The following is a 10,951-nucleotide window of genomic DNA, read 5'->3' as shown; positions in this document are numbered from 1 at the left end:
GCGCGCTCGGTGACGATCACAGGTGCTTCACGCCTTCGGTCTTCGTGTAGTAGATCGCGTGGCGGAAGTTCTTGCCCGCCGGGCTCTCGAACCACTCGCCCTTCTCGTCGGGGTCGCTCGTCGTGATGCCGTCGGCCGGCATCACCCAGATCGACACGCCCTCGCCGCGCCGCGTGTAGAGGTCGCGGGCGTTGCGGATGGCCATGGTCGCGTCGGGCGCGTGCAGCGAGCCCACGTGCACGTGGCTCAGGCCGCGATTCGCGCGCACGAAGACCTCCCACAGGGGCCAGGCCTCGGTGCCGAGCTCGCCGGGCGTGGCCATCAGGCGGCCGCCTGCTCGGTCGCCGCCGCCTGCTTCGTCGCGTAGGCGTGCGCCGCCTCGCGCACCCAGGCGCCGTCGTCGTGCGCCTGGCGGCGGTGCTGCAGGCGCTGCGCGTTGCACGGGCCGCGACCGGCGAGCACCTCGTGGAACTCCGTCCAGTCGATCTCGCTCATGTCGTACGCCTGCGTCTCGTCGTTCCAGCGCAGGTTCGGGTCGGGCAGCGTGAGGCCCAGCACCTCGGCCTGCGGCACGAGCATGCCGACGAAGCGCTGGCGCAGCTCGTCGTTCGAGAAGCGCTTGATGTTCCACGCCATCGACTGCGCCGAGTTCGGCGACTCGTCGTCGGGCGGGCCGAACATCATGAGCGACGGCCAGTACCAGCGGTCGACCGCATCCTGCGCCATCGCGTGCTGCGCATCCGTGCCCTGGCTCAGCTCGAGCAGGATCTCGAAGCCCTGGCGCTGGTGGAACGACTCCTCCTTGCAGATGCGCACCATCGCGCGGCCGTACGGGCCGTACGAGGCGCGGCACAGCGGCACCTGGTTGGCGATCGCGGCGCCGTCGACGAGCCAGCCGATGGCGCCCATGTCGGCCCACGTCGGCGTGGGGTAGTTGAAGATCGACGAGTAGCGGGCGCGGCCGGCGATGAGCTGGTCGGTCATCTCCTCGCGGCCGATGCCGAGCGTCTGCGCCGCGGAGTAGAGGTAGAGGCCGTGGCCCGCCTCGTCCTGCACCTTGGCCATGAGGATGGCCTTGCGCTTGAGGCTCGGCGCGCGCGTGATCCAGTTGGCCTCGGGCTGCATGCCGATGATCTCGGAGTGCGCGTGCTGCGAGATCTGCCGCACGAGCGTCTTGCGGTAGGCGGCGGGCATCCAGTCGCGCGGCTCGATGCGGCCGTCGGCCTCGATGAGCGCGTCGAACCGGGCTTGGCCGGCCTCGTCGATCGCGGCCTGCTCGGCGGTCGCTCGGGCATCGCCCTGAGCGCTCGCGGGGGCGAGGGGTGCGGTCATCGTCGACTCCTTCTTCGTCGATCGCGGATGCTCCTGGTCGGCCCGACTGGATTACCGAACGATCGTTCAGTTACTATAGCGGCACGACGCGATCCGGAACACCCCGGCCGCGGATGCTCGAGCACGAGGGAGTGCGGATGGCCGACGCAGCGACGACCCGAGCCGACGCCGAGCGCGCGGTCGGCGGGGCGGCATCCGATGCGTCCGCCGTCACCGCGCCCGACACGGGTCACGCATCCGCCCCCGACGCCTCGGGCCTCGACGACGCGTTCGACGGCGCCACCCCGGCGCCCGCAGCCGGCATCTCGGGCGACGCCGTCGCCGCGGCGCGCCCGCACACGCGGGCGATGCTGCAGCGCGACGCCGCCTCGGCCCTCCTGGGCATGCGCGTCGAGCGCGACGAGGACGGCCTCGCCGTCACGTCGATGGTCGTGCGCCCCGAGCTCACGAACGGGTTCGCCATCACCCACGGCGGCCTCGTGTTCGCGCTCGCCGACACGGCGTTCGCGATCGCATGCAACGACGGCGAGGCGATGACGGTGGCGCAGGGCGCCGACGTCACGTTCCTCAAGTCGACGCATCCCGGCCAGACGCTCACCGCCACCGCGGTGCGTCGCACGCAGCACGGCCGATCGGGCCTCTACGACGTGCAGGTCACCGACGAGACGGGCGACGTCGTGGCGGAGTTCCGCGGCCGCTCGTTCACCACCGCCCGCCCCCTCCCCACCCCTTGAGACCACCGACTGGGCACTTGATGTCCGCGAGTGGGCAGTAGATGTCGTGAGAACGCCCGAATGACAGCATCTAGTGCCCAGTCATCGACGAGACGCAGACGAAGGAGTCTGAGATGACGATCACGAACCCCGAGCGCACCCGCGTGGTCGCCGCGCCCGACGCCGACCGCGACCCCGAGGAGCGCCTGAGCCGCGCCGACCTCGAGGCGCTGCAGCTCGAGCGCCTGCAGCAGACGGTGCACCACGCCTACGCCAACGTGCCGCTGTACACGGCCAAGCTCGACGCCGCCGGCGTCGCCCCCGCCGACATCCGCACGCTCGCCGACGTCGCCCGCCTGCCGTTCACGACGAAGGCCGACCTGCGCGAGACGTACCCGTTCGGCATGTTCGCGGTGCCGATGGAGCAGGTGGCGCGCATCCACGCGTCGAGCGGCACGACCGGCAAGCCGACCGTCGTCGGCTACACGGCCGGCGACCTCGACCGCTGGGGCGACCTCGTGGCGCGCAGCCTGCGCGCCGCCGGCATCCGCCGCGGCATGAAGGTGCACAACGCGTACGGCTACGGCCTCTTCACCGGCGGGCTCGGCGCGCACGCGGGCATCGAGCGGCTCGGCGCGACCGTCATCCCCATGTCCGGCGGGCAGACCGCGCGCCAGGCGCAGCTCATCTGCGACTTCGAGCCCGACGCCATCCTCTGCACGCCCTCGTACCTGCTCACGATCGCGGATGCGCTCGAGGCGGCCGGCGTCGACCCGCGCTCCACGAGCCTCAAGGTCGCGGTGCTGGGCGCCGAGCCGTGGACGAACGAGATGCGCCGCGAGCTCGAGGAGCGCCTCGACATCGACGCCGTCGACATCTACGGCCTCTCGGAGGTCATGGGTCCCGGCGTCGGCAGCGAGTGCGTGGAGACGAAGGACGGCCCGCACATCTGGGAGGACCACTTCCTGCCCGAGATCATCGACGCCGACGGGGCGCCGCTGCCCGACGGCCAGGTCGGCGAGCTCGTGTTCACGTCGCTCACGAAGGAGGCGTTCCCCGTGCTGCGCTACCGCACGCGCGACCTCACGCGCCTGCTGCCCGGCTCGGGCCGCACGGGCATGCGCCGCATCGAGAAGATCACGGGCCGCAACGACGACATGATCATCCTGCGCGGCGTGAACCTGTTCCCGACGCAGATCGAGGAGATCGCGCTCGGCATCGACGACCTGTCGCCGCACTTCGTGCTCGAGCTGACGCGCAACGGGCGCATGGATGCGCTCACGGTCGGCATCGAGCCCGATCCGGAGGCGTCGGATGCGGCAGCCCAGGCCGCGGCCGACCTGCTGCAGCAGCGGGTGAAGGAGCGGATCGGCACGTCGGTGGCGGTGCGCCTCATCCAGCCCGGGCACCTGCCCCGCAGCGAGGGCAAGCTCAAGCGCGTCTACGACCTCCGCGAGCGTTGAGGGTCTCGGCCCGATGCGAGGTCGCATCGGGCCGAGACCATCAACCCTGCAGAGGCGTAGCCTGGCGGGTGGCCCACCGACGACCTTGGAGGCACCCCCGTGCGCGCGCTGCGATTCACCGACTGGAAGACGAAGCCCACCCTGCAGGACGTGGACCGGCCGACGCCCGGCCCCGGCGAGGTGCTGCTGAAGGTCGCGGGCGCGGGTGCGTGCCACTCCGACGTCGCCGCGTACGACGACTTCGAGGCCGCGACGGCGCCGAAGGGCATGACGCCCCCGTTCACGCTCGGCCACGAGACCTCCGGATGGGCCGAGGAGCTGGGTGAGGGCGTCACGGGCATCGCGCTCGGCGAGGCGTTCCTCGTCTACGGCCCCATCGGCTGCGGTCGCTGCGTGCCGTGCTCGAAGGGCCAGGACACGTACTGCGAGCGCGTCGCCGAGATGCCGTACCTCGCGACGGGCCTCGGCCGCGACGGCGGCATGGCCGAGTACGTCACCGTGCCCGCCCGCAACCTCGTGCCGCTCGGCGACGCCGACCCCGTGGCCGCCGCGCCGCTCGCCGACGCCGCGCTCACGCCGTACCACGCGATCTCGCTCGCCCTGCCGGTGCTCGCGAAGGGCGGGTCGACGGCGCTCGTCATCGGCCTCGGCGGTCTCGGCCAGATCGCCGTGCAGATCCTCACGGCCCTCACCGGCGCGACGGTCTACGTCACCGACCGCAAGCAGGATGCCGTCGACCGCGCCGTCGCGCGCGGCGCGATCGCGATCGACGCATCCGGCGACCAGGCCGCGCAGCTGCGCGAGGCCACGGGCGGCACGGGCGTGGATGCGGTCTTCGACCTCGTCGGCGCGACGCCGACGATCCAGCTCGGCCAGGCCGTGCTCGCGCGCGGCGGCCGCCTGTCGGTCGTGGGCATCGCCGGCGGCGAGGTGTCGTGGTCGTTCTTCACGAACCCCTACGAGGCCGTCATCACCAACACGTACTGGGGCTCGATCGCCGACCTGCACGAGGTCGTCGCGATGTACCAGCGCGGGCAGATCGTGCCCGACGTCGAGCGCTTCTCGCTCGAGGACGCCCCCGAGGCGTACCGCAGGCTCGAGGAGGGCACGCTCGACGCGCGCGCCGTCATCGTGCCGCACGCGGGCTGACGCGCGACCCGGCACCGCCCCCGGTTGCGTTTTGCAGGCGATTCCGCCTCTCGAGGGAGCATTCCCCTCAAGACCCGGAATCGCCTGCGAAACGCGACTGCTGCGACGGCTCACGCCTTCGGCGGCAGGTCCTCGACCGTCTCGACGCCGCGCTCGACCCACTCGGCGAGCGCGGCGTCGTCGTCGAGCACCGGGCCGGACATCAGCACCCACGTCCTCGTCGCGCTGCCGCGCATCACCATCTCGCCCGCGCCGTCGAGCGCGAGCAGCGCATCCCTGTCCTCCTCGCGCACCCGCACCATGAGGCTGCGGTGGCTCGTGACGCACACGGTCATGTGACCGTGCACGAGGAAGGCCAGGCCGCCGAACATGCGCTTCTCGTCGACCGGCTCGTGCGGCTCGAGCAGCGGGCGGATGCGGGCGACGAGCCCCTCGTCGATGGCCATGCGCCGAGCATGGCACCGACCGCCGACGTGCGGAACCCGTCCGGCTGGTGGTCTGCGTTTTGCAGGCGATTCCGGGTCCTGAGGGGAATGTTCCCTTGAAAGCCGGAATCACCTGCAAAACGCAAGCTCACCGAGCCCGGCCGGCACCCCGCATCCGGGAAGATGGACGGATGACCGACGTCGAGCAGCGCAGGGGACGCCCCGGGTACGACCGTGCCGGCATCCTCGCCGTCGCCGTGTCGGCGTTCATCGAGCACGGCTACGACGCGACGTCGATCGCGATGCTCGCCGAGCGGCTCGGGCTGTCGAAGTCGGCGATCTACCACCACTTCGCGTCGAAGGAGGCGCTGCTCGCAGCGGCGCTCGACCAGGCGCTCGGTGGGCTCGAAGCCGTCGTCATCGAGTCGGAGGCGCTCGGTGGCCCCGCCGAGGATCGCCTCGCGCACGTGCTGCGCGGCGCCGTGCACGTGCTCGTCGACCGGCTCTCGGAGGTCACGCTGCTGCTGCGCGTGCGCGGCAACACCGACGTCGAGCGCGACGCCGTGCGCCGCCGCCGCGCGTTCGACCGCGCGATGCAGGCGCTCGTGCGCGAGGCGCAGGATGCGGGCGCCGTGCGCGCCGACGTGGATGCGCGCATCGTCGAGCGCCTGCTGTTCGGCATGGTGAACTCGATCGTCGAGTGGTACCGGCCGGGCGGTCCCGAGGATGCGAGCCGCCTCGCCGACGACCTGCTCACCATCGCGCTCGACGGCATCCGCGCCCGCTGAGTCGCTGCGCCGTTCCTGGGGGATTCCTGGGAACTGTGCGGATCTCGTCGCACGGCCCGCTGGTCCGCTTCGGATTCCGTCGCCGATCCGTCGGGGTACGACGATCTGAGCATTCCTCCAATGCGTGCACCTGCGGCGTCGATCGCGTTAGCGTTCTCGTGCATTCCTCATCTATCTCAACGGTCTCCTTCGAATTCGTAGGAGTCTCGTTCGTGGCCGCATGACCCACGCGACGCTCGCGACCTCATGCCCGCCGCGCTCCGGAACGAGCGCACCCTCTCGAGAAGAGCCCCATGCCTCGTCCCACCCTGCGTGCCCGCACGCGCCGACTCGCGCTCGCCGCCGTCGCCACTGCCGGAGCGCTGCTGCTGCCGATCACCGCGCTCGTCGTCGCCGCACCGGCGATGGCCGGCGGCTCCGACGCGCCGACGCCGTACACGGTGTCCGCCTCGGGCGTCACCCTGCCCGACGGTCAGACCTTCCGCGCCAACGGCCACGTCAACGCGCAGGTCATCCCCGTGTCGCAGTACACCCCGGGCGAGACCTACCGTGCTCGTGGCGCCGACTGGACGCCCATGCAGATCACCCGTCACTTCGACCCCAACAACGGCCAGCCCGGCGGCGCCTACATCGGCCAGTCGTACTACCCCTTCAGCGGTGCGCAGCAGCAGCTGCCCGCCGACGGCTACTGCGTGATCTGGGTGCAGGTGGATGGGTTCGACGAGCACTTCGGCGAGGGCGGGCAGGACCCGATCTGCACGACCACGCCCGTGGACGAGGAGCCCACGCCGAGCGAGCCCGCGCCGAGCGAGCCGGCGCCGAGCGAGCCCGCCGTCGTGCATCCCGAGATCCAGGACTACGTGGGTGCGTGCGACGCGGCCTTCGTGCTCGACAACGGCTCGTCGACCGTCGACGTGACCTACACGATCAACGGCGTCGACTACCTCGTGCCTGCCCGCTCGGGCATCCACACCGATGCCGATGGCACGCGCATCGCGCCGGTCGACGGGAAGTACGTCATCACGACCGACACCGGTCGCTCGTGGACGTTCCCGGCTCGCGAGTGCGTCGTCTCGCCGCAGATCCAGGACTACGTGGGTGCGTGCGACGCGGCCTTCGTGCTCGACAACGGCTCGTCGACCGTCGACGTGACCTACACGATCAACGGCGTCGACTACCTCGTGCCTGCCCGGTCGGGCATCCACACCGATGCCGATGGCACGCGCATCGCGCCGGTCGACGGGAAGTACGTCATCACCACGGACACGGGTCGCTCGTGGACGTTCCCGGCTCGCACCTGCCCTGCATCGACGCCTCCGGTGTCGCCCGCCCCGTCCGAGCCGACCCCGTCCGAGCCGACCCCGTCCGAGCCCGCCCCGTCCGAGCCCGCGCCGAGCGAGCCGACGCCGTCGCAGCCCACGCCGTCCGATCCGACCCCGTCCGAGCCCACGCCGTCCGAGCCGACGCCGTCGCAGCCCACGCCGTCCGAGCCGGCCCCGAGCGAGCCCACGCCGTCGCAGCCCACGCCGTCCGAGCCTGGCGTCGACGTCCCCGCAGTCGACCCGCCGACCGAGCCGGTGCCGCCGACCGAGCCGCCGGCGACGGACCAGCCGACGCCGAGCGAGGAGTCGCCGGCGACCGACGTCCCGGCCGTCGACGCTGGCGAGGTGCCCACCGAGGTCGGCACTCCCGCCGCCTCCGAGCAGCCCGTCGCCGCGACGCCGACTGCAGCTGCCGTGCAGCCCGCGACGGCCGTCGCGGTGGCACAGGAGGCGACCCTGCCGCGAACCGGTGGAGAGCCGCTGCTGCTCGTCATGCTCGTGGGTGGCCTGCTCGTCGCCCTCGGCGCCGCGGTGCGCGTCGCCAGACGCTGAGCCCCGGGCGCGGGAGCGGGGCCCGATTCGACGCCGCGTCCCGCGCCCGTGTACCGTCGCTCGCCGTACCGCGAGGGGCCGCCGCCGCATCCGCCCCGAGAGCCCCTCGTGCCATGGAATCGAAGCGTTCCGGTCGGGTGGGCGACGTCTCGTCGAGGTGGGGCCGTGGAGTGCACCATGCAGGACACCTTCGACACCCGCCGGATCACGCGCACGAAGCGCGCACGTCGCGCTGGACTCGCCACCGCCACGACCGGCGTCGCCGTCGCAGCCGCGATGCTGCTCGCGCCGACGACCGCGAACGCGGCCGACGACGCCACGTGGGATGCGCTCGCGCAGTGCGAGTCGAGCGGCAACTGGGCGATCGACACCGGCAACGGCTACTACGGCGGACTGCAGTTCTCGCAGTCGACGTGGGAGGCGAACGGCGGCACGGGCAACCCGGCCGCCGCGTCGCGCGAGGAGCAGATCCGCGTCGCCGAGAACACGCTCGCGAGCCAGGGATGGGGTGCGTGGCCGTCGTGCTCGGCCCAGATCGGCGCGACGGGCGCGGCAGAGCCGAGCGCCGCGGCACCCGCGCCGCAGCCGGCGCCCGCAGAGGCTGCCCCGGCAGCGCCCGCGGAGGCAGCACCCGCCGCGCCCGCAGCACCCGCGCAGCAGCTGCCCGACGTCGCACCGTCGGATCGGACGATCACGGTGCAGCCGGGCGACACGCTCTCGGGCATCGCGGCGGCCAACGGCGTCGCGAGCGGCTACCTCGGCATCGCCGCGGTGAACCAGGGCGTCATCAGCGACCCCGACGTCATCTTCGCGGGCCAGCAGCTCGTGCTGCCCGCCTCCTGACCGCGCCGAGGGCGGCGGCCGGAGCGATCCGGCCGCCGCCGTTCGCGTCTCCGATCCGTCCCCTCGACGACTTCGGGGGACACCTGTGAGGATCCCTCGGAGTTTCGTGGCGGGCGCACCCGCGCATCCATAGGGTCGACACAGGTCGGGCCCCGCGCTCGATGCCGTCATTGACATCGAGAACGGAACCTCATGGATCTGTGCGTCCTCCCGCAGACCGGCAGCACCGAGCCCTGGATGCTCGTCGCCGTCGTCGCCGCCGTGCTCATCGCAGCCGGCATCGCCCTCACGGCGAGCGGGCGTGCGCGCAGGAGCGTGCTCACTGGCCTGGGCGCGCTCGCGATCATCGGCGCGCTCGTCGCCGGCTCGATCGGCGGCGCGGCACCCGCGCAGGCCGATGCCGGCTCGACGAGCTGCGTCACGGCGCCGGTGGGCGACGAGGTGTCCGCTGCGACCCTCGTCGCCCCCGGCATCCCGACGGCCGCGCTGCAGTGCGCGGCGGAGCCGACGGTGCAGATCCCCTCGACGCAGGGCGTCACGTACACGCAGGCCCGCACGGGATCGACGCTCACCGTCACCGCCGTGCCCGCCGCGGGCTACGCCTTCGTCGCCGGCGCCACCACGACGTGGACCTTCGACATGACGGCGACGAGCGCGGCCCCGTGGCCCGTCGAGCTGCCCGAGCGCACCGCCGCATACCCGAGCGAGGGCACGCCCTGGCTCGGCGGCGCGTACCTCACGCCGATCGACCCCGAGCTCGTGCCCGCCCTCCAGGCGGCTGCCGACGCCGGCGAGGTCACGTACGCGCTCGACGGCTCCGGCTGGCGCATGGAGATCGACCTCGTCGCCTACGACCCCGAGACCGACGAGGAGCTCGACCGCCGCACCGCGTCGGCGCCCATCCCCGCCGAGCTCTCGTACGACTTCGAGCGCGGCGAGTACCTGCTCGTCTCCGAGGAGTTCTCGTTCGAGAACCTGTTCGCTGCGGTCACCGCGGCCGGTGAGGAGCTGCAAGCCCTCTACCCCGACGCCAGGATCGAGGCCGACCTCGAGTCGGAGGCCGACATCTACGACGGCCTGCAGATCGTGGCCTCGTACGAGCCCGGCGTCGGCTGCGAGACCGTGACGCAGGTCGTGCCGCTCGACCTCGTGTTCCAGCCGATGCCCGCGCCCCGTGCGATCCTCGACGGCCTCGCACCGGCCCTCGACGAGGCGATCGACCGCCTCGAGTCGCTCGACGACGCACCCGTCGAGTCGCCGGCGCTCGAGTCGCCCTCGACGCAGGCGCCCGCATCCGAGGCGCCCGCGACCGAGGCGCCCGCAGCCCCGTCCGAGACCGACGCAGCACCGGCCTCGGACGAGGAGGTCGTCGACGCGACGACCCCCGTCGACGAGCGCTAGCCGCCCGAAGACGCCGACGCCCCGGATGCCCCGAGCATCCGGGGCGTCGTGCTGCCTGGGCCCGCGCACGCGTCGTGCTGTCGCGTCAGGCGTCTCACGCGTACGCTCACGAGCATGGACCTGCTCCCGGGAGACGTGGATGCGACGGTGCCGCCGAGCGGCACGGACTGCGCCGAGTGCGACGAGGCGGGCGGCTGGTGGGTGCACCTGCGCCGCTGCGCCGCCTGCGGGCACGTCGGCTGCTGCGACTCGTCGCCCGGCCAGCACGCGACGGCCCACTGGAACGTCACGGGCCACCGCGTCATGCAGTCGTTCGAGCCCGGCGAGGACTGGGGTTGGAGCTTCGACGCGGAGGAGTCGGTCGACGGCCTCGAGCTCGCCCCGCCCACCGCACGCCCCGAGTCGCAGCCCGCACCCGGTCCCGCCGGCCGCGTGCCCGACGACTGGCGCCGACGGATCCACCGCTGATGGAGCGCTCCATCGTGGTCGCCGCACCGATCGACGTCGCGTTCGACCGGGTGCTCGGCGACGGGCTCACGGGCTTCTTCGACCGCGGCCACCGCATGCTGCCCGCGATCGTCGGCGCGCTCGACCTCGTCGGCTCGGGTCGCTGGGGCACGACGGTGGGGCGGTCGCGCCGCATCGCGCTCGCCGACGAGACGTCCATGGTCGAGACGCTGCGCGAGGTGGATGCGCCGCGTCGCGCCGCGTACACGATGAGCGACCTCACGGGGCCGTTCGCACTGCTGTTCCGCGGCGTGCTCGGTGAGTGGACGTTCGCGCCCGCGACCGGCGGCACGCTCGTGACGTGGCGGTGGCGGCTGCAGCCGCGCAACCCGATCGGCACGCTCGTGACGCCGCTCATCGCGTCGATGTGGCAGGGCTACGCGGCGAAGGCCCTCGAGCGCATCCAGCAGACCCTCGGCGCGCCCGACCCGACGACCGACGCCGTGCACTGACGCG

Annotated in this window: 12 protein-coding genes; 9 read left to right on the top strand and 3 right to left on the bottom strand. The window is 72.7% G+C overall.

Features of this window, described 5'->3' with window-relative positions:
* Positions 1-16: 16 nt before the first annotated feature.
* The gene (paaB, locus tag BLQ67_RS06950; protein ID WP_092503672.1) at positions 17-322 is read right to left on the bottom strand and encodes a 1,2-phenylacetyl-CoA epoxidase subunit PaaB; all 306 of its coding nucleotides are present in this window, start codon (positions 320-322) and stop codon (positions 17-19) included.
* On the bottom strand, positions 322-1,332 hold the full coding sequence (gene paaA / locus BLQ67_RS06945) for a 1,2-phenylacetyl-CoA epoxidase subunit PaaA (RefSeq protein WP_092503671.1): 1,011 nt from the start codon (positions 1,330-1,332) through the stop codon (positions 322-324). The genes paaB and paaA overlap by 1 nt, the downstream gene beginning before the upstream one ends.
* Before the next feature lie 137 nt (positions 1,333-1,469).
* On the opposite strand from paaA, the gene BLQ67_RS17005 reads away from it, so the two are divergent.
* From BLQ67_RS17005 to BLQ67_RS06930, 3 genes are all read left to right on the top strand, one after another.
* Entirely contained in the window at positions 1,470-2,066 is a 597-nt protein-coding gene (locus tag BLQ67_RS17005; RefSeq protein WP_331711992.1) for a hotdog fold thioesterase, read from the top strand.
* Between the two features lie 113 nt (positions 2,067-2,179).
* On the top strand, positions 2,180-3,508 hold the full coding sequence (paaK, locus tag BLQ67_RS06935; RefSeq protein WP_092503669.1) for a phenylacetate--CoA ligase PaaK: 1,329 nt from the start codon (positions 2,180-2,182) through the stop codon (positions 3,506-3,508).
* 99 nt (positions 3,509-3,607) lie between these two features.
* Positions 3,608-4,657, top strand: coding sequence for an NAD(P)-dependent alcohol dehydrogenase (locus BLQ67_RS06930; RefSeq protein WP_092503667.1), 1,050 nt, complete (start codon positions 3,608-3,610; stop codon positions 4,655-4,657).
* A 110-nt stretch (positions 4,658-4,767) separates the two neighbouring features.
* Here BLQ67_RS06930 and BLQ67_RS06925 read toward each other — a convergent pair whose 3' ends face one another.
* Positions 4,768-5,103 (bottom strand): TfoX/Sxy family protein, encoded by a 336-nt coding sequence (locus BLQ67_RS06925; RefSeq protein WP_092503665.1) that lies wholly within the window; start codon positions 5,101-5,103, stop codon positions 4,768-4,770.
* Positions 5,104-5,273: 170 nt separating this feature from the next.
* Between BLQ67_RS06925 and BLQ67_RS06920 the strand changes: the two genes are divergently transcribed.
* From BLQ67_RS06920 to BLQ67_RS06895, 6 genes are all read left to right on the top strand, one after another.
* Positions 5,274-5,870, top strand: a complete 597-nt coding sequence (locus tag BLQ67_RS06920; protein ID WP_092503663.1) for a TetR/AcrR family transcriptional regulator — start codon at positions 5,274-5,276, stop codon at positions 5,868-5,870.
* 293 nt (positions 5,871-6,163) lie between these two features.
* Complete coding sequence (locus BLQ67_RS16955; RefSeq protein WP_092503661.1) at positions 6,164-7,744, top strand: hypothetical protein; 1,581 nt, start codon at positions 6,164-6,166, stop codon at positions 7,742-7,744.
* A 177-nt stretch (positions 7,745-7,921) separates the two neighbouring features.
* Positions 7,922-8,587, top strand: a complete 666-nt coding sequence (locus BLQ67_RS16950; protein ID WP_092503659.1) for a LysM peptidoglycan-binding domain-containing protein — start codon at positions 7,922-7,924, stop codon at positions 8,585-8,587.
* Positions 8,588-8,779: 192 nt separating this feature from the next.
* Entirely contained in the window at positions 8,780-9,988 is a 1,209-nt protein-coding gene (locus BLQ67_RS06905; RefSeq protein WP_092503657.1) for a hypothetical protein, read from the top strand.
* A gap of 114 nt (positions 9,989-10,102) precedes the next feature.
* Entirely contained in the window at positions 10,103-10,456 is a 354-nt protein-coding gene (locus tag BLQ67_RS06900; protein WP_092503655.1) for a UBP-type zinc finger domain-containing protein, read from the top strand.
* Positions 10,456-10,947 carry an SRPBCC family protein gene (locus tag BLQ67_RS06895; RefSeq protein WP_092503653.1) on the top strand — a complete coding sequence of 164 codons (492 nt, stop codon included), beginning with the start codon at positions 10,456-10,458 and terminating at the stop codon, positions 10,945-10,947. Before BLQ67_RS06900 ends, BLQ67_RS06895 begins: the two co-directional genes overlap by 1 nt.
* Positions 10,948-10,951 lie beyond the last annotated feature (4 nt).

This window comes from Agrococcus jejuensis (assembly GCF_900099705.1).
Taxonomy (GTDB): domain Bacteria; phylum Actinomycetota; class Actinomycetes; order Actinomycetales; family Microbacteriaceae; genus Agrococcus; species Agrococcus jejuensis.
Note: the sequence above shows the minus strand (reverse complement) of the source record. Positions and strands in the feature narration are given on the sequence as shown.